Source organism: Actinomadura sp. DC4 (genome assembly GCF_030406325.1).
Taxonomy (GTDB): Bacteria; Actinomycetota; Actinomycetes; order Streptosporangiales; family Streptosporangiaceae; genus Actinoallomurus.
Genome location: NZ_JAUEQY010000018.1, coordinates 12,239 through 34,595, shown reverse-complemented (window position 1 = coordinate 34,595; position 22,357 = coordinate 12,239). Strand labels below are relative to the sequence as shown.

The 22,357-nt window shown below is 73.9% G+C and carries 20 protein-coding genes; 2 read left to right on the top strand and 18 right to left on the bottom strand.

Annotated elements, in window-relative coordinates; translation table 11 throughout:
- Positions 1-6: 6 nt before the first annotated feature.
- From QWU11_RS27525 to QWU11_RS27440, 18 genes are all read right to left on the bottom strand, one after another.
- On the bottom strand, positions 7-1,053 hold the full coding sequence (locus tag QWU11_RS27525) for an LLM class F420-dependent oxidoreductase (RefSeq protein WP_290117331.1): 1,047 nt from the start codon (positions 1,051-1,053) through the stop codon (positions 7-9).
- On the bottom strand, positions 1,050-2,594 hold the full coding sequence (locus QWU11_RS27520; RefSeq protein WP_290117330.1) for an AMP-binding protein: 1,545 nt from the start codon (positions 2,592-2,594) through the stop codon (positions 1,050-1,052). The genes QWU11_RS27525 and QWU11_RS27520 overlap by 4 nt, the downstream gene beginning before the upstream one ends.
- Complete coding sequence (locus QWU11_RS27515; RefSeq protein ID WP_290117329.1) at positions 2,591-3,712, bottom strand: acyl-CoA dehydrogenase family protein; 1,122 nt, start codon at positions 3,710-3,712, stop codon at positions 2,591-2,593. Before QWU11_RS27515 ends, QWU11_RS27520 begins: the two co-directional genes overlap by 4 nt.
- Positions 3,709-4,656, bottom strand: a complete 948-nt coding sequence (locus QWU11_RS27510) for an LLM class flavin-dependent oxidoreductase (RefSeq protein ID WP_290117328.1) — start codon at positions 4,654-4,656, stop codon at positions 3,709-3,711. The genes QWU11_RS27515 and QWU11_RS27510 overlap by 4 nt, the downstream gene beginning before the upstream one ends.
- Positions 4,653-5,909, bottom strand: coding sequence for an acyl-CoA dehydrogenase family protein (locus tag QWU11_RS27505; protein ID WP_290117327.1), 1,257 nt, complete (start codon positions 5,907-5,909; stop codon positions 4,653-4,655). The genes QWU11_RS27510 and QWU11_RS27505 overlap by 4 nt, the downstream gene beginning before the upstream one ends.
- Positions 5,906-7,186, bottom strand: coding sequence for an acyl-CoA dehydrogenase family protein (locus tag QWU11_RS27500; RefSeq protein WP_290117326.1), 1,281 nt, complete (start codon positions 7,184-7,186; stop codon positions 5,906-5,908). Before QWU11_RS27500 ends, QWU11_RS27505 begins: the two co-directional genes overlap by 4 nt.
- A complete protein-coding gene (locus tag QWU11_RS27495; protein WP_290117325.1) occupies positions 7,183-9,156 on the bottom strand; it encodes an acetate--CoA ligase family protein in 1,974 nt (657 codons plus the stop codon). Before QWU11_RS27495 ends, QWU11_RS27500 begins: the two co-directional genes overlap by 4 nt.
- Positions 9,153-9,959, bottom strand: a complete 807-nt coding sequence (locus QWU11_RS27490; protein ID WP_290117324.1) for an enoyl-CoA hydratase-related protein — start codon at positions 9,957-9,959, stop codon at positions 9,153-9,155. Before QWU11_RS27490 ends, QWU11_RS27495 begins: the two co-directional genes overlap by 4 nt.
- Positions 9,960-10,009: 50 nt before the next feature.
- Positions 10,010-11,185 (bottom strand): thiolase, encoded by a 1,176-nt coding sequence (locus QWU11_RS27485; RefSeq protein ID WP_290117323.1) that lies wholly within the window; start codon positions 11,183-11,185, stop codon positions 10,010-10,012.
- Positions 11,182-11,631 (bottom strand): OB-fold domain-containing protein, encoded by a 450-nt coding sequence (locus QWU11_RS27480; protein ID WP_290117322.1) that lies wholly within the window; start codon positions 11,629-11,631, stop codon positions 11,182-11,184. Before QWU11_RS27480 ends, QWU11_RS27485 begins: the two co-directional genes overlap by 4 nt.
- A complete protein-coding gene (locus tag QWU11_RS27475) occupies positions 11,628-12,569 on the bottom strand; it encodes an SDR family NAD(P)-dependent oxidoreductase (RefSeq protein WP_290117321.1) in 942 nt (313 codons plus the stop codon). Before QWU11_RS27475 ends, QWU11_RS27480 begins: the two co-directional genes overlap by 4 nt.
- On the bottom strand, positions 12,553-13,788 hold the full coding sequence (locus QWU11_RS27470) for an ABC transporter substrate-binding protein (RefSeq protein WP_290117320.1): 1,236 nt from the start codon (positions 13,786-13,788) through the stop codon (positions 12,553-12,555). The genes QWU11_RS27475 and QWU11_RS27470 overlap by 17 nt, the downstream gene beginning before the upstream one ends.
- 94 nt (positions 13,789-13,882) lie before the next feature.
- Complete coding sequence (locus QWU11_RS27465) at positions 13,883-14,884, bottom strand: branched-chain amino acid ABC transporter permease (protein WP_290117319.1); 1,002 nt, start codon at positions 14,882-14,884, stop codon at positions 13,883-13,885.
- Positions 14,881-15,762, bottom strand: coding sequence for a branched-chain amino acid ABC transporter permease (locus QWU11_RS27460; protein ID WP_290117318.1), 882 nt, complete (start codon positions 15,760-15,762; stop codon positions 14,881-14,883). The genes QWU11_RS27465 and QWU11_RS27460 overlap by 4 nt, the downstream gene beginning before the upstream one ends.
- 10 nt (positions 15,763-15,772) lie before the next feature.
- Positions 15,773-16,483 (bottom strand): ABC transporter ATP-binding protein, encoded by a 711-nt coding sequence (locus QWU11_RS27455; RefSeq protein WP_290117317.1) that lies wholly within the window; start codon positions 16,481-16,483, stop codon positions 15,773-15,775.
- The gene (locus QWU11_RS27450; RefSeq protein WP_290117316.1) at positions 16,480-17,238 is read right to left on the bottom strand and encodes an ABC transporter ATP-binding protein; all 759 of its coding nucleotides are present in this window, start codon (positions 17,236-17,238) and stop codon (positions 16,480-16,482) included. Before QWU11_RS27450 ends, QWU11_RS27455 begins: the two co-directional genes overlap by 4 nt.
- Positions 17,231-18,703 carry an aldehyde dehydrogenase family protein gene (locus tag QWU11_RS27445; protein ID WP_290117315.1) on the bottom strand — a complete coding sequence of 491 codons (1,473 nt, stop codon included), beginning with the start codon at positions 18,701-18,703 and terminating at the stop codon, positions 17,231-17,233. Before QWU11_RS27445 ends, QWU11_RS27450 begins: the two co-directional genes overlap by 8 nt.
- Positions 18,703-19,779: an alcohol dehydrogenase catalytic domain-containing protein gene (locus tag QWU11_RS27440; protein WP_290117314.1), complete on the bottom strand. Its 1,077-nt coding sequence runs from the start codon at positions 19,777-19,779 to the stop codon at positions 18,703-18,705. The genes QWU11_RS27445 and QWU11_RS27440 overlap by 1 nt, the downstream gene beginning before the upstream one ends.
- Before the next feature lie 221 nt (positions 19,780-20,000).
- Between QWU11_RS27440 and QWU11_RS27435 the strand changes: the two genes are divergently transcribed.
- Both QWU11_RS27435 and QWU11_RS27430 read left to right on the top strand, forming a co-directional pair.
- A complete protein-coding gene (locus QWU11_RS27435; RefSeq protein ID WP_290117313.1) occupies positions 20,001-21,179 on the top strand; it encodes an acyl-CoA dehydrogenase family protein in 1,179 nt (392 codons plus the stop codon).
- The gene (locus QWU11_RS27430) at positions 21,176-22,357 is read left to right on the top strand and encodes a thiolase family protein (RefSeq protein WP_290117312.1); all 1,182 of its coding nucleotides are present in this window, start codon (positions 21,176-21,178) and stop codon (positions 22,355-22,357) included. Before QWU11_RS27435 ends, QWU11_RS27430 begins: the two co-directional genes overlap by 4 nt.

Genomic DNA, 22,357 nt, shown 5'->3' with positions numbered 1-22,357 from the left:
GGATCATCAGGCCGCCAGCCGGCGGATCCGCTCGACGGCGCGCGCGCCGTCCGAGCCCGCGTTGACGTTGACGCGGAAGATCGTGACTCCCGCCTCCCGGTAGGCCGCCAGCCGGTCGCGCACGTACGACGGCGGCCCGCAGACGGTCAGCGCCTCCACCAGCTCGGCCGGGAGCGCGTCGGCCGCGGCGTCCGTGCGGCCCGCGAGGTAGAGGCGCTGGACCGTCTCGGCGGCGTCGCCGAAGCCGTACCGGCGGACCAGGTCGTTGTAGAAGTTCGCGGCGGCGGCGCCCATGCCGCCGACGTAGCGGGCGAGCGACGGGCGCGCCCGGTCACGCGCCTCCAGCGCCGCCGCGGCGCCGCTCCCGGTCACCTCGACGTGGGCGCCCGCGCAGACCTGGAGGGGCGGCAGGCCCGGGTCGCGCGCGGCCCCGCCCTCGGCCAGCGCGGCGCCCCAGACGCCGGCCGCCCGCTCGGGGATGAAGAGCGACGGAAGCCACCCGTGCGCGATCTCCGCGATCATCCGTACGTTGCGGGGGCCGAGGCCCGCCAGCCAGATCGGGATGTCCTCGCGCACCGGCCGGGTCATCAGCTTGAGCGGTTTGCCGAGACCGTCGCCGTACGGCAGGCGCACGGTCTCACCCTCGTACCGGACGACCTCGCGGCGCCAGACCCGCCGGCACACCTCGACCACCTCGCGGGTGCGCAGGAGCGGCCGCTCGAACGCCAGCCCGTGCCACCCCTCGACGACCTGCGGGCCGGACGCGCCGAGGCCGAGTTCGAAGCGCCCGCCGGTCAGCTCGTCCAGCGACGCCGCCGTCTGCGCGAGCAGCGCGGGCGTACGGCTGAAGACGTTCATGACCGCGCTGCCGAGGCGGAGACCGGTCACCGCGGCACAGTAGCCGAGCACGGTGGACGCGTCGCGGCCGTAGGCCTCCGGGACCCAGATCATGTCCGCGCCGGCGGCCTCGACGTCCCGCAGGTAGCCGCGCAGAGCGGCCGCGGGGGCGGTCAGGTCGACGTTCACCGCGATCTCCGGCCCGCCCTGGGTCACAGCCGGCTCCCGGCGTCGCGCCACAGGGCCTCGCGCACGCCCCGGCGCAGCAGCTTGCCGACCTCCGAGCGGGGCACCGAGGACCGGAACTCGATGTCCCTGGGCACCTTGTACCCCGCGATGCGCTCGCGCAGGAAGTCCTGGATCGACCGCGCCAGCTCGTCCGAGGGCGGCACGCCGTCCCGTGGGACGACCGCGGCGAAGACGCGTTCGCCCCACCGCTCGTCCGGGGCGCCGACGACGCACACGTCGGCGACGCCGGGGTGCCGCAGGAGGACCTGCTCGATCTCGGCCGGGTAGATGTTCACGCCGCCGGAGACGATGACGTCGGAGGCCCGGTCGCGCAGGAACAGGTAGCCGTCCTCGTCGAGGTAGCCGATGTCGCCCAGCGTGGTCAGGCCGCCGGTACGGGTCGTGGCGGTCTTGTCCGGGTCGTTCCAGTACTCGAAGTCGGCCGGCCCGGAGAAGTAGACCGTGCCGATCTCTCCGGGGCCGAGCTCCGTGCCCGCCTCGTCCAGGACGCTCAGCCGGACGCCGGCCCTGGCCCGGCCCACGCTGCCCGGATGGGCCAGCCAGTCCCGCGAGTCGATGAAGGTCGCGCCGCCCTCGGTGCCTCCGTAGATCTCGGCCAGGATCGGGCCGAACCACTCGATCATCGCCCGTTTGAGCGGTTCGGGGCACGGGGCCGCGGTGTGCACGACGGACCGGAGCGAGCCGATGTCGTACGCTCCGCGCGCCCCGGGTTCGAGGGCCAGCAGCTCGGCGAACATCAGCGGCACCAGATAGGTCCAGGTCACCCCGTGTTCGGCGATCGCGCGCAGCGCCTCGGCCGGATCCCACCTGGGCAGCATCACCACGGTGTGCCCGGCCTCCAGGGACTGTACCGCGTAGGCCAGCGGAGCCGCGTGGTAGAGCGGGGCGACCGACAGGTAGGTGCCGTCCTCGTGCGCGGCGCCGTACAGCTCCGCGCGGGCCAGGACCGTCGCGGCCGCCTTCTCGGGCGAGACCTCGGGCAGCCGCCGGCGTACGCCCTTGGGCCGGCCGGTGGTGCCCGACGTGTAGAGCATGCGCTGCCCGGCGGAGCGTCCCGCCGGAGGCGTCGCGGGCTGCCCTGCGGTGAACTCGGCCAGCGTGCGGGCCCCGTCCCGCGCGGCCCCGTCGAGGACGATCACCCGCTCGCGCGCCAGCCCGGCCTCGTCGGCCGCCGCCAGCGCCGTCGCCAGGAACTCCCCCGCGGTCAGCAGCAGCTCGGCGGCCGAGTCCTGGATGATGTAGGCCGCCTCACCCGCGGTGAGGTGCCAGTTGACCGGCGTGAAGTACGTCGGCAGCTGCAGGGTGGCCCGCTCGGCCAGCAGCATGACCGCCGCGTTCGGCAGCAGCGCCGCGACGGTCGCGGGACGGCCCGGGCCCGCCGCGGCGATGGCCCGCGACAGGCGGTCGGCCCGCCCGGCCAGCTCGGCGTAGGTGATCCGGCTGCCGTCGCGGTCGACGATCGCGACGCGGGACGGGTCGCCGGCCGCGTACGCGGAGAAGCTCCTCATTCGCCCTCCTCCGCCAGGAGGCCCATGCTCCGGGCCAGCGCGCCGCGATGGTGGATCGCGTCGCCGAGCAGATGCCCGGACGCCTCGGCCCGCTTGAGGTAGAGGTGGGCGTCGTGCTCCCAGGTGAAGCCGATGCCGCCGTGGATCTGGACGTTGTCGGTGGCGCAGGCGAAGGCGGTCTCCGAGCAGTACGCCTTGGCCAGGTGGGCGGCGTCCGCGGCCTCGGGCGCCGACGTCCGCACGGCCTCGACCAGGTGGTGCACTGCCGAGCGGGCGGACTGCACCCGGATGTACATGTCCGCGCACCGATGCTTGATCGCCTGGAACGCCCCGATCGGCCGGCCGAACTGCACGCGCGCCTTCGCGTACGCCACGGCCGTCTCCAGGCACCGTTCCGCGCCGCCGAGCTGCGCCGCGGTCACGCAGGCCAGCGCCACGCGCACGACGTCGTCCATGACCGCCTCGACGTCGGCGTCCGCGCCGATCCGGTCGGCGGCCACGCCCTCCAGATCGAGCCGGCTCAGCGGCTGGGTCGTGTCCAGGCACTCCAGCGGCTCGACCCGGCGCCCGGCGCCGTCGGCGGCGAAGACTCCGAGGCCGTCGGGCGTGGCCGCCACCACCAGCACGAGGGAGGCCGCCGCGTCGGTGACGAAGGGCGCCCGGCCCAGGAGCCGCCAGCCGGTCCCGGCGGGCTCGGCCCGTACGCCGATCCGGCAGGGGTTCCAGTGCCCCCGGTCGTCCAGGAACGCCACGGTCGCCACCGTGCGCCCGGAGGCGATCCCGGGAAGGTGCTCCTTCATCGCCCGCTCGTCGCCGAGCCCCGCCAGCAGGCGCGCGGCGAGGACGGCACTGGACAGGTACGGCGAGGCGTACAGGACCCGGCCCATCTCCTCGCTCGTGAGGGCGGCCTCGACGACGCCCGCGCCGGCCCCGCCGTACGCCTCGGGGATCAGCAGGCCCTGGGCGCCGAGGCGCCCGAGGCCGTCCCAGGCGGCGGTGTCGTAGCCGGGTGAGGCCTCCAGGAACTCGCGCGTACGGGACAGCGGGGCGGACCGTTCGAGGAAACGGCGCACCTCGGCCTTGAAGGCGAGCTGCTCGCCGGTCGGGTTCAGCATCATCGGCCGAGCGTCTCCAGTTCGTCGGGGGTGAACAGGTCCGCGAGGCGGTCGGCCTGTTCGAGGACGTCCTCGAACAGCAAGGACAGGAAGATCCCGTCCACGTGCCGGTGCAGGTCGGCCAGCCGGTCGCGGCAGTCCTGCGCGGTGCCGACGACGGCGAACCGGTCGAGCAGGTACTCCTCGACGTCCGGCCGGTCGGCGAACATCCGTGCCGTGGGCGTCCCGCCCGCGCGGCCGTGCCAGGCGAAGTCGTAGGCGGCGAACCGGGCGGTGAGCACCTCCTGGAGAGCGTCCGGGACGTTCTTCCCGGCGAGGTCGCGGCCGAAGTTGAACCGCGCCGCGCTGATCGCGCGGGGCAAAATCCGGCTCCGCAGCCCGGGGACCTCGGCGGGCGTGCGGGCCACGGCCAGGCGTACGGAGGCCCACCGGTCGACGGGCCGCCCGGCGGCCTCGCGCGCGGCGCCCGCGAGGCCGGCCAGGGCCTGGGGGTCGCGCCCGGCGCCGCAGATCACGCCGCCGGCGGCGCGGCCGGCGACTCTCGCCGCCGCGGGCCCGCCGGCGGCCACGAGCAGCGGGGCCTCGGGGACGGCCTCCCGCAGGGACTCCAGCGTCCGTTCGAGCTCGGGGAGCGTGGCCGGGCGCAGGCCGAAGGTACGGACCGCGGAGTCGCCCCGCCCCATGCCGATGGCCAGCCGGCCGCCGTAGGTGCGCGCCGCGCTGACGTGCACGGAGACGTGCCGGGTCACGGGGTTGGTGACGCTGGTCAGCACGGCGAGTGCGTCGGTCGCCGACAGGGCGTCGGCGCAGGCCGTGTACAGCTCGCCGTAGTTCGGCGAGTCGCCGATCCCGAGCCCCCACAGGCCGGCGCGCTCGACCCGGCGGGCGAGCCCGCGGGTCAGCTCGGGCGTGATCGGGAGCCAGTTGACGCACAGGCGCAGCTTCACCGGCCCGCCTCCGTGCCGCCGCCGGAGACCGTGTCCTGCCAGGGCAGGGAGCGGGTCGGGTCGGGGTCGCGGGGAAGGCCGAGGACGCGTTCGGCGAGCTGGCCGCGCAGGACCTCCGAGGTGCCGCCGGCGATCGTCTTGGCCTGGACCCGCAGGAACGCCCAGCTGTTGGCGCCCGCCCAGGCGTCGCCGGGGTCGCGCGCGACGGCGCCGATGCCGCCGAGGCCGACGAAGAGCCGCTGCAACCGCTTGCTGTGCTCGGCCTGGAGGATCTTGTTGAACGGGCCCTCGGGCGGCGTGCGGCCGGCGGCGCGCTCCGTCGCCGTACGCCGGTTGTTCAGCTCCACCAGGCGGCTCTCCATGGCGATCCGCACCACCTCGTCCGCCCGCACCGGGTCGAGCGTGCCGCGTACGTGCTCGATCAGCTCGTCGACGCCCCGGCCGACCACCGATCCCGGCGGCGCGGCGCCCACGCCCGAGCCCGCCTGCCGCTCGAAGGCGAGCACGGCGCGTACGACCTCCCAGCCCTGGCCGGGCGCGCCGAGCCGCAGCGCGTCGGGGACCACGCAGTCGTCCAGCCGGACCTCGAAGAACTCGTGGTCCCCGGTCATCTGCCGGATCGGGTGGATGGACAGGCCGGGGGTGGACATGTCCACGCAGAAGCAGGTGAGGCCGGCGTGCTTGGCCGCCGACGGGTCGGTGCGCACTAGCGCCAGGCCCCAGCGCGCCAGGTTCGCCCGGCTCGTCCACATCTTCCCGCCGGTGAGGATCCAGTCCTTCCCCTCCCGGCGCCCTCGCGTACGGACGCCGGCCAGGTCGGAGCCGGCCTCGGACTCGCTGAAGAGCTGGCACCACAGGGCCTCGTTGCGGGCGATCCGCGGCAGCAGCCTCCGCCGGAGGTGCTCGTCGCCGAACCTCAGGATCGCCGGCCCGACCCACGCGGTGCCGATCGCGCTGGAGACGTCGCCGACGCGCCATCGCCGCAGCTCACGGCGGATCTCCACGGCCTCGTCCGGGGCGAGCCCGCGCCCGCCGTACTCCGCCGGCCACTCGGGGGTGAGCCAGCCGCGCGCGGCCACCGCGCGTACGGCGGGCGGCCCGAGCTCCGACGCGGCGAGCTCCTCGATCCGCGCGGTGTCGCCGTCGCCCACGGCCGCGACCCACTCGGCGGGCAGCTTCGCGGCCAGCAGCGCACGGAACTCCTTCACCGGAGGAGTGACCGGGGGCGCCGTGCCTTCGCTCCGCTCGCTCATGAGGTCGGGACCCGCTGGCTGACGCGGCGCTCCAGGGCGATGGCGGCGAGCATGTTCCGCATCACCTCGGCCGTGCCGCCGCCCATGGCCAGGCCACGCCCGTCGCGGAAGAGCCGCTCGACCGGCCAGCGGCGGGAGTAGCCCCGCGCGCCGTGGATCTGGATGGCCTGGTTGGTGACCCGCTGCACCATCTCGCTGGAGTACAGCTTGGCCATGACCGTCTCGCGCTGCGGCGGGAAGCCCGAGGTGTTCGCCCGCGCCGCGCGCCAGACCAGCATCCGGGAGACCTCGACGTCCAGGCTCATGTCGGCGACCATCCACTGGAGACCCTGGAAGTCGGCGAGCGGGCGGTCGAACTGCCGCCGCGCCTTCAGGTGCCCCACGCTGGCCTCCAGCGCCGCCTGGGCCAGGCCCGTGCACATCGCGGCGTTGCCGCACCGCTCCGGGTTGAACTGGTTGACCAGGATCTCGGCGCCCTTCTTGGCACCCGCCTCCGGCATCACCAGCACGTCCTCGGGCTCGATGCGCACGCCGTCGAAGCGGAGCGTGCACTCGGCCACGCCGCGGATGCCCATCTTGGGGTCGACGTGCGGCTCGGCCATTCCCTCCGGGCGGCCCTCGATGAGGACGGCGCCGATGCCGTACGGGCCCACCGTGCCCGGCGCGCGGCAGAACACGATGGTGGTGTCGGCCTCACGGCCGCCGGTGACCCAGCTCTTCACGCCGTGCAGCCGGAACCCCGACCCGTCGGGACGCAGCTCCGCCCGCAGGTCGGTGCCTGCCGTGCCGGCGCCCGGCTCGCTCATCGCGATCGCGAAGTGCCGGGTGCCGTCGGCGACGCCGGGCAGCAGCCGCCGGCGCTGCTCGTCATCGCCCAGGACGTACACCGCGCGCCACGGCCCGTTCAGGAACGGCTGGACGGCCATCGCGCTGGACAGGCACGCGCGTGCCAGCTCCTCCACGACCAGGCAGCCCTCGAACAATCCCATTCCGCGCCCGCCGTACTCGGCCGGCACGCACAGGCCGAGCAGCCCGGTCTCCCGTACGGCGCTCAGCGACCGGGCCGGGAACTCCTCGTTCTCGTCCCAGTACCGGGCCCACGGCCGCAGCTCACGCTCGGCGACCTCCCTGGCCTGTGCGCGGATCCGGCTCTGCTCCGCCGACAGCTCCCCCCACGAGCCGTCCTCGCCGGGCTCGACCGGCGGCGGGACGGGGTCCCACACGTCGAGCTCGGGGTCGAAGAACGATTCCTGGAGCTTGCCGGCCTGTTCGGTCATGGCGAGACCACCCTTGCGTCGAGTGCGATGAGTTCGTTGTCCATCTCGACCAGCGGATTGCATTCGACCAGGTCGAGGCCGGACCGCCGGGCGAGGCCGACCAAGATGGCGGCGGTCCCGGCGAGCAGCGCGGGAAGGTGCCGGTAGCGGGGGCCGCCCCGGTCGAACACCTCCGCCGCGAGCCGGTCGGCGAGTCCGTCCGCGGAGACCGAGGCGGGTACGGTCACGACGCGTCCGATGAGCTCGACGTCGCCGCCGCCGAGCCCGGCCACCACGACCAGGCCGAAGACAGGGTCGCGGCGGACGCCGACGATGAGTTCCGGCCCCGCGCGCAGCTGCCGGGCGACGATCACGGACGGTGCGAGCCGCAGCAGTTCCCCGGCCGCCTCCGCGACGTCCGGGGCACGCAGGTCGAGCCGTACGCCACCGCGTGCCGCCTTGTGCGCCTCCGCGGGCAGGTTGGCCTTCATGACGATCGGGCCGCCGAGGTCGGCCGTGGCCGCGAGCGCCTCGGAGACGTCGGACGCCTCCCGCCAGGGGGCCACCCGCACTCCTCCGGCGGCGACGAACCGCAGGCCGGCGGCGGTGTCGGTCCCGGTGACCTCGGCGGGCGGCGGCGCGGGAAGGTCCGTGAGCGGCCGGCGACCGTCCGCGGACGAGGCGTCCGTACGCTCGCCGGAGGGCGTGACCGCGTGCAGCGCCGCGCACGCCGCCGACAGGCTCGGGAGCACCGCCAGGCCGGCCGCGACGCTCGCCCGTACGCTCGTCGCGTCGCCGTCCAGCACGGTGGTGACGACCGGTACGTCCGGGCCGCCGGCCTCGGCGACGGCCGCCGCCTGTTCGGCCCGGCCGATGACGAGCACCGAGTCGACCTCACCGGAGGCGGCCAGCAGGCCCGTCACGGAGGCCACGGCGGCGGTGTCGCCGATGACCTGCGCGGTGACGTCGACCGGGTTGGCCGTGGAGGCGTACGACGGGAGCAGCCGGCCGAGGCCGTCCCTCGTGGGCTCGGTCAGCTCCACCGGCCGCAGCCCGGTGGCGGCCAGCATGTCGGCGGCGACGACGCCGGCGCCGCCGGAGCCGGTGATGATGCCGACGCGCCCGCCTCGGGCCCGCCCGAGCAGCGACAGCCCGACCGCCGCCTCGACCAGCTCGCGGTCGGAGGTGACCGGAACGGCGCCGTACCGGCAGCAGAGTTCGGTGGCGACGGCGTGGTCCGGGCTGACCGCGGCCGTGTGGGAGCGTGCCGCGTCCGCGCCGGCCGCCGACGAGCCGCCCAGCAGCGTGATCACCGGGACCCCGGCCTCGTCCGCGGTGCGCAGCAGGCGTTCGAGCGCGCCGCCGTCGCGCACGCTCTCCAGGTAGAGCGCCAGGACGCGCGGCCGGTGCTCAGGGTCGGCCACGAGCGCGGCGCCGATGTCGCAGGCTCCGTAGTCGGTCTCGTTGCCGGTGCCGACGAACCCGTCGAGGTCGAGGCCGTACCGGCGGGCCGAGCGCACCAGCCGGGCGCCGAAGGCCCCGCTCTGGGAAAGGAGGACCACGCCGCTGCCGTGCCGGCACTCGGTCATGTCGTCGAAGGCGGCCGCGAAGGTGAGCACGGCGCGGGACGGCGCGTGGTAGAGGCCGACGGAGTTCGGCCCGATGATCCGGGTACGGCCCGAGGCGACCTTCAGCGCGGCGCCGCCGGCCTCCTCGAAACCGGAGGAGTAGACGACGATGTGGGCCGCGCGGCCGTCGAGCCCGTCCACGATCTCCGGGACGGCCGCCGCCGGCACCGCGACCACGGCGACGTCGACCTCGCCGGGCACCTCTTCGGCGCTGCGAGCGGTGATGATCCGGCCGGGGAAGCCGGAGTCGCGCAGGTGGCGTACCGTGCGGGCGCCCAGCCCGCTCTCGCGGGACAGCGACCCCAGGACCGCGACGGTGCGCGGTGCGAGCAGCCTCCCGATGCCCGGGGCGTCCGCCGTCATCGCAGCTCCGCCGGGATGCGGACCGACTTTTCGGTCCCCCACTTCGGGGCGCCGCGGGACTTGAAGGCCGCGATGCCGCGCAGGGTCTCCCCGAGCGTGCGCACCCAGTTGAGGGTCCGGCGTTCGTAGTTGTAGGCGTGCACCCGGTCGGTCTCCTCCAGGAACTCGTACATGAGCCGCTTGGTCACGCTCACCGACACAGGGGCGCAGCGGACGGCGATGTCACGGGCGATGCCCACCGCCTCCTCCAGCACCGCGCCGGCGGGAACGAGGCGGGTGGCCAGGCCGAGGCGGTGTCCCTCGGATCCGGTGATCGTGCGCCCGGTCAGGAGCAGGTCCATGGCGGCCGAGAAGCCGATCAGCCGGGGCAGCAGCCAGGTGGAGTTGCGGTCGGGGATGATCCCGATGCGGTTGAAGGAGAACGCCAGCCGCGCGTCCTCGGCGACGACGCGGATGTCCCACTGCATGGCCCAGGTCAGCGCCACCCCGATCGCGTCGCCGTTGATCGCCCCGATGATCGGCGTGGCGAGGTTCCACGGCGCCGTGGCGGGATCGTCCAGGGACTCGACGTCGTGCGCCCCGCGCTCGCGCCAGTCGACGTCCAGGTCGGCGCCGACGCTGAAGTGCTCGCCCCGCCCGGTCACCACGATCGCCCGGATCGCCGGGTCGGCGTCCAGTTCGACGAGCGCCGCGCCGAGCTGCCCGCCCATCAGCGGCGTGTAGGCGTTGCGGCGCTCCGGCCGGTCCAGGATGACGACCGCGACCGGACCGTCGGTCTCGACCGCGACATGCTGTTCGACCATCCGAGCACTCTCAATTCTAGTCAGTGAAATCACATTTTATTCAGTGGTTGTCACGGTACGCGCGCCGCCGTCGCCCGGTCAAGGGAGCCCGAGGGCCGCTCACCCCATCTGGCCAGCACCAACACCGCCGCGGCGGCGAACATCCCACCGAATCCGAGCACGGTGCTGACCTCCACGCCCGGCACCTGCGCCGCGGCCTCGCCGCGCAGCTGCCGGACCGCCTCCTGGATCGCGAACATCCCGTACATGCCGGTGTGGGTGTAGGACAGGCCGCCGCCGTTGGTGTTCACCGGCAGCGTGCCGCCGGGACTCGCGCAGCCTCCGGCGTAGAAGCCCCCCGCCGCGCCCGGTTCCAGGAAGCCCATGCTCTCCAGCCCCACCATCGGCAGGTGCGCGAACGCGTCGTAGCACATGACGTGGTCCACGTCGGCGGGCGTCAGCCCGGCCTCACCGAAGGCGTCGGCCGCCGCGCGGCGCGCCGCCGCCGAGGAGGTGAAGTCGGCCATGCCGGCCACGAGCGGGGCCTCCAGGCTCTCCCCGGTGCCGAGCACCCGCACCGCCCGCGCGGCGTCTCCCGCGCGCTCCGCAGCGGACACCACCAGCGCGCCGCCGCCGTCGGTGACCAGGCAGCACTCCGGGCGGTGGAAGGGGTAGGCGACGAGCGGGGAGGCCAGGACGCCGGCCACCGTGAGCGGCTCCCGCCGCATCGCCCGCGGGTTGCGGGCCGCCCACCGCCGCTGCGCGACCGCGACGGCCGCCAGGTGCTCCCCGGTCAGCCCGTACGTCTTCATGTACCGCAGCGCGGGCAATGTGAAGCGGGTGAAGGGCGCCCGCGCGCCGTACGGCGCCTCGAACTGCCCGGTGAGCGACGCCGGGTCGGGCGGCCGTGGCGGCGTGCCGACCCGCGACCGTCCCGACTCGCCATGGGTGATCAGGACGGTGCTCGCGTACCCGGCATGGATCGCCGCCGCCGCGTGGCGTACGTGCGCCAGGAACGAGCACCCGCCGACGTTGGTGGTGTCGATCCAGCGCGGCTCGATCCCGAGGGCGTACGCGACCTGCTGCGGAACCGACGCCCCGGCCACGCCGTCGATGGCGGCGGCTCCCAGGCCGGCGTCGGCCAGCGCCCGGCGGCCCGCCTCGACCGCGAGCTCCAGGGCGGACCGGTCCGGGACCGACCCGATCCGGTCGGTCTCGGCGGCGCCGACGATCGCCACACCGCTCACGGGCCCGCCTCCGGTTCGGGGGCGAACACCGGCAGCGCGTACCCGCCCCGGGGCTCGAAGCGGACCCGCAACGGCATGTCCAGCCGGAGCGCCTCCGGCGTCTGCGCGACGTCCACGACGCCGGTCACCATGACCGGGCCCTCGGCGAGCCGGACCAGTGCCACCGCGTACGGGACGCGGTCGGCGAAGGCGCCCTCGCCCCGGTGCACGATCACGTACGAGAACAGCGTGGCCCGCCCCGAGGCGGGGAACCACGCGGCCTCCTCCGCGCCGCACTCCGGGCAGCCGCCCACCGGCCGGTGGAAGACGGCCGCGCACGAGCGGCAGCGCCGCAGCGCCAGGATCCCCCGCGCGGTGAACTCCCAGTATGGAACCGTCTGCGGGGTCGGGACCGGCTCGGGCGGCGGGCTCGACCACGGCCGCGTCGCGACGCGCGTCTCCGTCACGTGCGGCCGCCGGCCGGGTCCGCGGCCATCTCCGGCGCGGCCCGTTCGCCGCCGTACAGGTCGGCCTCCGGCCGGGCCCGCGACAGCAGGCCGCGGAGCACCGTGTCGACCTCGCCGGGCTCGGCGACCGGGTCCGCGAACGGTCCCACGTGCCAGCCCTCGGCCACCGCGAGCCGGCGACCGGAGGTGAGGAAGACGCGCCCCGTGACACCGTCCGAGCTCCGCGAGGCCAGCCACCCGACCACCGCGGCCACCCAGCGCGGCGAGCGCCGGTCGTCCTGCTCCCCACCGGTCCGGCCGGGGATGGTGGCCGTCATGCGGGTGGCGGCCCCGGGCGAGACGGCGTTGGCCGTGACGCCGAGGCGGGCCAGTTCGAGCGCGGCGACCGTGGTGAACGCCGCGATGCCCGCCTTCGCCGCCGCGTAGTTGGCCTGCCCGGGATTGCCGAACAGCCCGGACACCGAGGTGGTGTTGATCAGGCGGCCGTGGACGGCCCCGGAACCGGCGCGATCGCGCCAGTGCCGGGTCGCCCAGCGAGTCGTGGCGTAGGTGGCCTTGAGATGGACGCGGAGCACCGAGTCCCACTCCTCCTCGCTCATCTTCGCGATGGTCCGGTCCCGCAGGATCCCCGCGTTGTTGACGAGCACGTCGAGCCGCCCGTAGCACCGGACCGCCTGGTCGATGAGCGCGGCGGCGCCGTCCCAGTCGCCGACGTCGTCGGTGCTGGCCACCGCCTCGCCGCCGGCCGCCCGGATCTCCGCGGCGGCCGACTCGGCCAGGGAGCCGTCGCCGCCGCTCCCGTCCAGCGCGGCGCCCACGTCGTTGACCACGACGCTCGCGCCGCGCGCGGCCAGGTCGCCGGCGTACGCGCGGCCGAGCCCGCGTCCGGCACCGGTGACCACGCACACCCGCCCGGCGAGGTCAGCCGGCCGCGGCATCGATGACGCCTCCCTTGAGCTCCCAGGTCTTGCCGTCGAACTCACGGACCTGGCTCTGCTGGAGCGGGAAGTAGTCCGTCGGCGAGGTGTCGACCGTCATGCCGTTCAGCAGCAGCGGGCAGACGTAGCCCTTGATGCTCTTGGCGGCGTCCATCAGCGCGGTGCGGGTCGGCGCCTTGGTCTGCTCCAGCACGTGCTCCAGCGTCTGCGCCTCGGCCACGCCGTACACCACGCCCTGGTCGTCCGCCGGGACGCCCGCGCCGGCGTACTTTCCGATGATCCGGCGGTACTCGGTGACGGCCGGGTCGGTGGCCAGCGTCGGGTCGGTCACGACCTTCAGGTAGGCGGTGCTGATGATGCCCTTGCCGAGCGCGCCGGTGGCCGGCACGACAGCGGTGCCCGAACTGCCGAGCAGGTGCAGCGGATGCCAGTCGAGCGCGGCGGACTGCTTGATCGCCTGAGTGGTGAACTTGTCGATGCTGAAGTCGGCGAAAGTGTCGGCGCCGCTGTCCTTGAGGTTGGAGATCTGGTTGTTGACCGTGGAGTCGGTGAGCTCATAGCTCGACTCCTTCACGATCTGGCTCGCCTTGGCGCCGAGCCCCTCCTTGAAGCCCTTGACGTAGTCCTTGCCGTAGTCGTCGTTCTGGTAGAGGACCGCGATCTTCGCCGACGGCTTGGTCTTGACGAGGTACTGGCCCATCGCCTTGCCCTGGGAGAGGTAGTCGAGCTGCCAGGGCATCGTCCAGGGGTACTTCGCGCTGTCGGCGCCGAACGCGCTCGCGCCGCCGACCAGGAAGAGCTGCGGGGTCTTCTGCTGGTTGAGGTAGTCGCGGACCGCGAGGTTCGTCGCCGTGCCGTTGTCGCCGTACGTGGCGAACACCTTGTCCCGCTCGACGAGCTTGCGCGTCTCCTGGAGGGCGACCGCCGGCGAGTTCTGGCTGTCGTAGACGGTGTAGTCGATCTTGCGGGTCTTCCCGTCCGCGAACGTGACGCCACCCTTCTCGGCGTTGAGGTACTTGAAGTACGCCTGGCTGCCCTTGGTCGCGGTGCTGGCCACGGCGCCGGGCCCGGACAGCGGCGAGAACGCGCCGAGCTTGACGGTCGTGTCGGTGATTCCCGGGTCGGCCGAGCCGCCGCCCGAGGACCGGCCACAGCCCGAGAGCGCCAGTGCCGAGACGGCCGCGACGGCCATGGCCCCGACCCGCAGGTGTTCGCGCATGGGACTGCCCTTCTGTTGGGGAGACTTCTGATTCGGGGTGTGGCTGACCCCCGCGGGTGCCGGAAGGGTCACCCGCGGTCCGCCGATGATGGGGTCAGGTACGAACGGGTTCGGAGTCGGGTTCGGAGTCTGGGACGGATGAGGAGCGCGGCGTGCCGATCCGGGAACGGAGGCGCCGCGCGTGGCGTGTCAGGAAGCCCGCCACGCCGTCGGGGAGCAGCAGGAGGAAGGCGATGATGACCAGGCCGTTGACGATGCCGGGCGCGGTCTGGGAGATGTCGGTGGTGTAGAGCGGCAGGAAGGTCAGGAACGCCGCGCCGATCACCGCGCCCCACACGGTGCCGAGCCCGCCGAGGACGATGCCGGCGACGAGGTTGACCGACAGGAGCATGTTGAAGCTGTCCGGGCTGACGTATCCGGTCACGAGCGTGGCGAGCCCGCCGGCGAGGCTGGTGAGGCCGGCGCTGACCGCGAACGTCATGACCTTGGTACGGGCGACCGCGATGCCCATCGCACCGGCGGCCGGCTCGTTGTCGCGCACCGCGACCAGGGCCGAGCCGATCCGGCTCGACACGAGGTTGCGTACGCCGAGGAAGACGACGAAGACCACGACGACCGCGATGAGGTAGGTCCACTGGTCGGTCGTGAGGCCGCCGGGCGGGGCGGGCCGTGGCACGGTGATGCCGAGCTGGCCGCCGGTCACGCTGCCGAAGCGTTTCAGCAGTTGTGGCAGGGCGATCGCGAGCGCCAGCGTGACGAGCGCGAGGCTGAACCCGCGCAGCCGTACGGCCGGGATCCCGACGACCAGCCCGACGAGGAAGCCGACCACGGCGGCGGCCGGCAGCGTCCAGAGGTAGCCCACGCTCGTACGGGTGATGAGGATCGCGGCCGTGTACGCGCCGATGGCGTAGAACGCGCCGTGGCCCAGCGAGAGCTGACCGCAGTAGCCGACCAGGAGGTTCAGCCCGAGCAGCGCGACCGCGGTCAGCGCGACCTGGGCGAACAGGCTCAGCTCGTAGTCGCTCACGGTGAACGTGCACGCGACCATCGCGACGAGCGCCGCCGCTCTCAGCAGTGCGTTCCTGCTCCCGGTCATACCCGCGCCACCTCTTTCCTGCCGAACAGGCCCTGCGGGCGGACGAGGAGCACCGCGACGATCGTCACCAGCGCGACGGTGAGGGACAGCTCGGTGCCGATGAACCCGACGTACGTCGCGGTCAGGGCCTCGACGACGCCGACCAGGACACCGCCGAGGACCGCGCCGCCGGGCGAGTCGAAGCCGCCGACCGTGGCCCCCGCGAAGGCGTACAGCAGCACGGGGAACATGAAGTTCGGGTCGAGCCCGGTCTGCGGGGCGACCATCACCCCGGCCGCGGCGCCGACCACCGCCGACAGGCCCCAGCCGATCCCGTACGCGCGCCCGACGTCGATCCCGGCCAGCCGGGCCGAGGTGGGGTTCTGCGCCGCGGCGCGGAGCCGCAGGCCGAGCCGGGAGCGGCTCAGCAGCAGGTAGAGCAGGAGGAGCATCCCGAGGGTCACCAGGACCATGCCGATCGCCTGCCAGGACGTCACGATCCCGCCGATCCGCACCGCGCCGGAGGGGAACGGGCTGTCGAGCGTCTTGGGCGAGTAGCCCCACAGCAGGCCGACCGAGCCGTTCACCACCATGAGCACGCCCAGCGTCACCATCACCTGGGTCAGGTGGGCGCCTCGCTCGACCCAGCGGATGAGGCCCCGCTGCAGCCCGTAGCCGCCGGCCATCGACACGACCAGGGTGATCGCGACCGCGGCGGCCCAGGGGACGCCGTTGGCGATCAGCTCCCAGGCGATGTAGGAGGACAGCATCGCCATCTCGCCCTGGGCGAAGTTGGGGATCCGGGTGGCCCGGTGGATCAGCACGAGCGCGAGCGCGAGGCTGCCGTAGATCATGCCGCTGGCGACGCCGTCGATGAGCGTCTGGATCAGGTGTCGCATCTCGTCCTCCTCACAGCGCCAGGTATGCCTTGCGGATGGTCTCGTCGCCGGCCAGTTCCGCGGCCGGTCCCTCCGCGGTGATCGAGCCGACGGTGAGGACGTACGCGTAGCCGGCCATCTCCAGCGCCAGCCGCGCGTTCTGCTCCACCAGCAGGCAGGTCAGGCCGTCGTCGGCGACGACCCGCAGCACCTCGAAGATCTGCCGTACGACCATGGGCGCCAGGCCCATCGACGGCTCGTCCAGCAGCAGCAGGCGCGGCTTGGACAGCAGCGCGCGAGCGAGCGCCAGCATCTGCTGCTCGCCGCCGGACAGCAGGCCGGCCGGCTGCCTGCGGCGTTCGGCCAGCGGCGGGAACAGCTCATACATCCGGTCGGTGTCCTTGCGCACGGCGGCCCGGTCGGGGCTGAGCAGGGCGCCGACCGCGAGGTTCTCCTCGACGGTGAGCTCGGGGAAGGTGCCCCGCCCCTCCGGGACGTGGGACAGGCCGAGCCGGGCGATCCGCTCGGGCCGGCGGCCGATGAGGGAGGTCCCGTCGAAGGTGATCTCGCCTCGGCAGCCGGGAAGCAGGCCCGACAGCGCCCGCAGCAGGGTGGTCTTGCCCGCGCCGTTGGCGCCGAGGACGGCGACGACGGCCCCGCGCTCGACATCGAGGGAGACCTCGCGCAGCACCCGTACCGGGCCGTATCCGGCGGTCAGGCCGCACACGCTCAGGTAGCTCATGCCGACTCCCCGAGGTAGGCCTCGACGACGGCGGGATCGGCCTGCACCTCGGCCGGGGCGCCCTCGGCGATGGTCCGGCCGAAGTTCATCACCGCGACGTGCCCGCACATGCTCATGACCAGGCCCATGTGGTGCTCGACCAGGAGGACGGTGAGGTCGCGGCGCTCACTGACGCCGAGGATCAGCCGCCGGAGGTCCTCCACCTCCGAGTCCGACAGGCCGGCCGCGGGCTCGTCCAGCAGGAGGAGCTCGGGGCCGGAGGCGAGCGCGCGGGCCATCTCGACCCGCTTCATCGTCCCGTACGGCAGGCCGGCGACCGGCTCGTCGCGCACCTCCGACAGGCCGATCTCCTCGATGACCTCCTCGACCGCGCGCCGCGTGCGCCGCTCCTCGGCGCGGACGCCCGGCGGTCGCAGCGTGCCGCGCAGGAAACCGGCGCGGCCGAGCAGGTGCGCGCCCACGAGCACGTTCTCCAGCACCGTCATCGAGGGGAACAGGGCCAGGTTCTGGAACGTACGGCTCAGGCCGGTACGGGCGATCCCGTGCGGGGGCAGCCCGATCAGCTCCTTCCCGCGCCACGTGGCGCTGCCGCCGTGGGTCGGGTACAGGCCCGTGACGCAGTTGAAGAAGGTGGTCTTGCCGGCGCCGTTCGGGCCGATCAGCGCGGTGACCGAGCCGCACTCCACGGTCAGCGTCGCCCCGTCCAGGGCCCGTACCCCGCCGAAGTCGACGGTGAGGCCGCGTACCTCAAGCACGGCGGTTCCCGTCTGCCATCGCATCGCTCCCGCTCGCCGGTTCGTTGATCGTCTGGATGTCGGTGTACGCGTCGAGGGCGTACCGGCCGCCGGACCGGCCCACGCCGCTCGCGCGGTTGCCGCCGAACGGGGCGCCGGCGTGCCGTCGGACGGTGTTGATGCCGACCTGGGCGGAGTCGAGCAGCTCCGCGAGGGCGCGGGCCCTGGTGACGTCGGCGGAGAAGATGTAGTCCGACAACCCGTACCGGGTGCTGTTGACCGCCGCCACGGCCTCCTCGTCGTCGTGGGTGCGCATGACGCAAAGGACGGGACCGAAGACCTCCTCCTGCATGATCCGGTTCTCCGGGACGCAGTCCAGGACGAGGGTGGGGGCGGTGAAGTAGCCGGTGTCCGGTCCGGGGGCGCCCTGGATCACCTGGCGGCCCTCCGCCCGGGCGCCGTCGACGAGCGACTCCACGCGTCCTCGCTGCGCGGCGGAGATGAGCGGGCCCACGTCGGTCGCCGGGTCGCGCGGATCCCCGACGCGCAGGGAGGCCAGCCGCTCCCCCAGGCGTGCGACCAGCGCGTCGTGGACGCCGTCGGCCGCGATGACCCGGGACGTGGTGAGGCACACCTGCCCGGACTGGATCGTCCAGGTCCGGGTGACCGCCTCGATCACCGCGTCCAGGTCCGCGTCCTCGCGTACGAGGCAGGCGCCCTTCCCGCCGAGTTCGAGCAGGAGGCGTTTCATGCCGGGCGCGGCGTCCCGGTGGATCTGCGTGCCGACGGCCGTGCTGCCGGTGAAGGAGACGGCGCGTACGAGGTCGTGGCGGACGAGGGCGGCACCGAGCTCGGCGCTCGCGCCGGTCAGCAGGCAGGCCGCGGCGGCGGGCGCGCCCACGGCGGCGAGCCCGTCGCGCAGCGCCTCCGCCAGCGCGACGACCAGGAGGGGGTCCTGCGGCGCGGGCTTCATGACCACCGTGTTGCCGGCGAACAGCGCCGGCGCGACCTTGCCGACCATCGCCAGCAGCGGGAAGTTGTACGGGCTGATGCACGCCACGACGCCCACCGGGGCGCGGCGCAGCCGGGCGCCGACGCCGCCGCGTTCCCCTGGCCCGTCCATCGCCAGCGTCTCCGCCGGCATCCGCGACCAGGACCTCAGCCGTTCGATCGCCGCGCCGACCTGGGTCTCGCGGGCGACCGGCGGGCGTGCGCCCGTGTCGGCGACGGCCAGGGCGACCAGTTCCTCGCGGCGCGCGTCCAGGTGTTCCGCGGCCGTCCCGAGCGCCTCGCGGCGCCGGTCCAGCGGCAGGGCGGCCCAGGCGGGCGCCGCGCCGGCGGCGGCGCGTATCGCGACGTCGGCGTCCTCCACGGAGCAGTCCGCGACGGTCGCGATGACGCGTTCGGTCGTCGGGTCGACGGTCTCGTACCGGGGACCCGGCGCGTACGGCTCACCCGCGATCAACGCGGTCGCCTCGGCGATCATCACAGCGCCCCTTCCAGGCTGAAGACACCACGGTCCAGCTCACCCGCCCGCAGCGCGGCGACCAGCTCGGCCCCCTCCGACAGCGGCACGACCTTGGTGACGAGCCGGTCGAGGGGCAGCTCACCGGCGAGGTAGCGCTCGGCCAGCCGGGGTATGGCCGTGTGCGGGTCGACCGAGCCCATGCGGCAGCCGAGCAGGGTCTGGTCGTGGAAGAGCGAGCGGACGCCGAAGGTCACCTGGGTGCCGGTGGGCGGCAGTCCGACGATCACGGCACGGCCGCCCCACGCCAGCGCCTCGACGGCGGCCGCCAGCAGGTCCGCGCGGCCCACGCACTCCAAGACCGCGTCGAAACCGTCCGGGGAGAGCCGCCCGGCGAGGGCCGCGAGCTCGGCGGCGGTGCCGGTGACCCAGAAGTCGGTGGCCCCGAGCCGCAGCGCGATGTCCTCCTTGCGCGGGTTCTGGTCGGCGACGACGATCCGTCCCGCGCCGGCCGCGCGGGCCGCCTGGACGACGCTCAGGCCGATGCCGCCGGCCCCGATCACCAGGACCGACTCCCCGCGTGTGACCCTGGCGCGTTCCTCGACGGCGCCGAAGGCGGTGACGGCCGCGCAGCCCAGCAGGGCGGCGGTGGCCGCCGGGATCGTGTCGGGGACCGGGATCACCTGCCGCGCGCCGACGACGGTGCGCCGCGCGAAGGCGCCCAGCCGGACGAACTGGTGCACGGGGGCGCCGTGGCGGAGGAACGGGGTGGTGTCACCGCCCGGGTCGCGGCGGCAGAGCGTCGGCCGCCCGGACCGGCAGGCGGGGCAGACGCCGCAGGTGCGGAGCACCGTCAGCACGACCCGCTGCCCTGGAGGCAGGTCCACGCCGGGGCCGCAGGCGACGACGACGCCGGACGCCTCGTGGCCGAGCACGACCGGGAGCGCCTGGGGGATGTCGCCGTCGAGCGGCTTCAGATCGCTGTGGCACAGGCCCGCGGCCTCGATCTCCACGGCCACCTCTCCGGCGAGAGGCTCGCGTACCTCGAGATCGTCGACGGCGCTCAGCGCGTCACCATCCCACACAAGACCGTGCATCTTGTCCCTTTCGTGACGCTGACCTCGGCACGAAACGTCACGGTAATGGATAGTTCAGATAATCGGAAGTCTTTTTTACTCAGTTAAATTTTTATACGAAGTGCCTGCTAGTCGCCGGACGCCATCAGCTTTTTCGATTGAGTGAAATTATCTTCCGCTTGGCCGAATCTCGGGCTACGATCGGCCGCTGACCGCTGCCGTCACCGTGATGAGGAGGCCTCATGAGCACCCCAGCCCGTACCGAGGAGGAGGAGCGGCGTGACGAGCTCCGCCGCGTCGCGGCGCAGGTCGCGGCCGAGCGGTACGCCGGACGCGCCGACGAGTGGGATGCCGGCCGGGTGCCCTTCCCGGTGGACGAGCGCCGTTTCCTCGGTGAGCTGGGCTACCTCGGCATCGCGCTGCCCGAACGGTTCGGCGGCGCCGGCGCGTCGGTCCGTGACGCCCTCGTCGTCATCGAGGAGCTCGCGAAGGTCTGCCGGCCCGCGGCCTTCCAGGTCTTCGAGGCCAACGTCGGCGCGGCCCAGGCCCTGAGCCGGCTCGGCACCGAGGAGCAGTGCGAGCGCTACCTGCCCTCGATCATCCGCGGTGACACGACCATGGCGGTGGCGATCTCCGAGCCCGACGCCGGCTCCGCGGCGACCGACCTGGCCACCCGCGCCACCGAGTACGAGGGCGGCTATCGGGTGAACGGCACCAAACGCTGGATCTCCGGCGGCGGTGAGGCCGAGCTCTATCTCGTGTACGCCCGGCTGGGCGACGCGCCCGGCTCCAAGGGCATCGGCGCCGTCATCGTCGGCCGCGACGCCCCCGGCGTGTCCTTCGGCGCGCAGGAGAAGCTGATGGGCTTCCGCGGCATCCCGTCCGCCGACATCGCCTTCGACGACGTCGCGGTGCCCGCGGAGGACGTGCTCGTCGGGGCCGGCCGGTTCCGCGACCTGTTCGGCTGCTTCTCCATCGAACGGCTCGGCAACACCACCATGAGCCTGGCGATCGGCCAGGCCGCGCTGGACCGGACCGTGGACTACGTCCGGGAGCGGCGCCAGTTCGGCCGGCCGATCATCGACTTCCAGGCCGTCCAGCTCACCCTGTCCGACATGCTCATCCAGGTACGGTCCGCCCGCCTGCTCCTCGAACACGCCGCGCGGAACGTCGACGACGGCGCGCCCGACACTCTGGACGTCTCCGTCGCCAAGTGCGCCGCCAACGAGATGGCCAAACGCGTCACCGACCAGGCCATGCAGCTGCACGGCGGGAACGGCTACACCGAGGAGTACGGCCTGGAGCGCCTGCACCGCGACGCGCACGGCTGGGCCATCGCCGGCGGCACCCCCGCGATCCAGCGCATCCGGATCGCCTCCGAGCTCGTCGGCCGCCGCTTCGACCAGAGGGAGCGATCATGAGAGACATCGTCATCGTCGAGGCGATCCGCACGCCGATGGGCCGCGGCAAGGCCGGCGGCGCACTGTCCTCGGTGCACCCCGTCGACCTGCTCGCCCAGGTCTTCCTGCGGCTCATGGAGCGCACCGGCATCGACCCCGGCCAGGTGGACGACGTGCTGGTCGGCTGCGTCAGCCAGGTCGGCGAGCAGTCGGCCACACCCGGGCGGTTCGCCTGGCTCGGCGCGGGGCTGCCCGTGCACGTCCCCTCGACCACCATCGAGCGCAAGTGCGGCTCCGGCCAGCAGGCGATCGAGTTCGCCGCCCAGGGCATCGCCGCCGGGGCGTACGACGTCTGCGTGGCCGCGGGGGTCGAGTCGATGAGCCGCGTGCCGATGGGGTCGGGGCGGCTGTCCTCCGACCCGTTCGGCGAGTTCGCCGCGGCGCGGTTCCCCGGCCTGGTCCCCCAGGGCGTCTCGGCGGAGCTGATCGCCGCCAAGTGGAACATCGGCCGCGAACGCCAGGACGAGTATTCCCTGCGCTCCCACCAGCGGGCCCACGCCACCGCGGCCGGCGGCGGCTTCGCGACGGAGATCGTCGCGGTGACCGCGGCCGACGGCCGTGCGGTCACCGAGGACGAGACGATCCGCCCCGACACGACCCTGGAGAGGCTCGCCGGTCTGCGCGCGGCCTTCGAGACCGAGGAGCTGCGCGCCCGCCATCCCGAGGCGCGCTGGACGGTCACCGCCGGCAACGCCTCGCAGATCACCGACGGCGCCGCCGCCCTGCTGCTCATGGAGGCCGGCCGCGCGGAGTCGCTGGGACTGCGCCCGCGGGCCCGGATCGTCGGTTCGGCGGTGTGCGCCGACGATCCGGTGCTCATGCTCACCGCGCCGATCCCCGCGACGCGCAAGGTGCTGGGGCGGACCGGGATGAGCCTGGACCAGATGGACGCGATCGAGGTGAACGAGGCCTTCGCCTCCGTACCGCTCGCGTGGCAGGCGGAGTTCGGCGTGGACGAGGACCGGCTCAACCCGCGCGGTGGCGCCATCGCGCTCGGGCATCCGCTCGGCGCCTCGGGCTGCCGGCTGATGACCACCCTGATCAACCAGCTCGAGGCGACCGGCGGCCGCTACGGGCTGCAGACGATGTGCGAGGCCGGTGGCATGGCCAACGCCACCGTCATCGAGCGTCTCGGCTGA

Excerpts from the sequence above, each read along its gene's own strand:
- QWU11_RS27475 (WP_290117321.1), bottom strand. The coding sequence starts at position 12,569 with ATGCCGCGGCCGGCTGACCTCGCCGGGCGGGTGTGCGTGGTCACCGGT.
- QWU11_RS27470 (WP_290117320.1), bottom strand. The coding sequence starts at position 13,788 with ATGCGCGAACACCTGCGGGTCGGGGCCATGGCCGTCGCGGCCGTCTCG.
- QWU11_RS27435 (WP_290117313.1), top strand. The coding sequence starts at position 20,001 with ATGAGCACCCCAGCCCGTACCGAGGAGGAGGAGCGGCGTGACGAGCTC.
- QWU11_RS27445 (WP_290117315.1), bottom strand. The coding sequence starts at position 18,703 with ATGATCGCCGAGGCGACCGCGTTGATCGCGGGTGAGCCGTACGCGCCG.
- QWU11_RS27440 (WP_290117314.1), bottom strand. The coding sequence starts at position 19,779 with ATGCACGGTCTTGTGTGGGATGGTGACGCGCTGAGCGCCGTCGACGAT.
- QWU11_RS27465 (WP_290117319.1), bottom strand. The coding sequence starts at position 14,884 with ATGACCGGGAGCAGGAACGCACTGCTGAGAGCGGCGGCGCTCGTCGCG.
- QWU11_RS27520 (WP_290117330.1), bottom strand. The coding sequence starts at position 2,594 with ATGAGGAGCTTCTCCGCGTACGCGGCCGGCGACCCGTCCCGCGTCGCG.
- QWU11_RS27500 (WP_290117326.1), bottom strand. The coding sequence starts at position 7,186 with ATGACCGAACAGGCCGGCAAGCTCCAGGAATCGTTCTTCGACCCCGAG.
- QWU11_RS27515 (WP_290117329.1), bottom strand. The coding sequence starts at position 3,712 with ATGATGCTGAACCCGACCGGCGAGCAGCTCGCCTTCAAGGCCGAGGTG.
- QWU11_RS27495 (WP_290117325.1), bottom strand. The coding sequence starts at position 9,156 with ATGACGGCGGACGCCCCGGGCATCGGGAGGCTGCTCGCACCGCGCACC.
- QWU11_RS27455 (WP_290117317.1), bottom strand. The coding sequence starts at position 16,483 with ATGAGCTACCTGAGCGTGTGCGGCCTGACCGCCGGATACGGCCCGGTA.
- QWU11_RS27460 (WP_290117318.1), bottom strand. The coding sequence starts at position 15,762 with ATGCGACACCTGATCCAGACGCTCATCGACGGCGTCGCCAGCGGCATG.
- QWU11_RS27430 (WP_290117312.1), top strand. The coding sequence starts at position 21,176 with ATGAGAGACATCGTCATCGTCGAGGCGATCCGCACGCCGATGGGCCGC.
- QWU11_RS27505 (WP_290117327.1), bottom strand. The coding sequence starts at position 5,909 with ATGAGCGAGCGGAGCGAAGGCACGGCGCCCCCGGTCACTCCTCCGGTG.
- QWU11_RS27490 (WP_290117324.1), bottom strand. The coding sequence starts at position 9,959 with ATGGTCGAACAGCATGTCGCGGTCGAGACCGACGGTCCGGTCGCGGTC.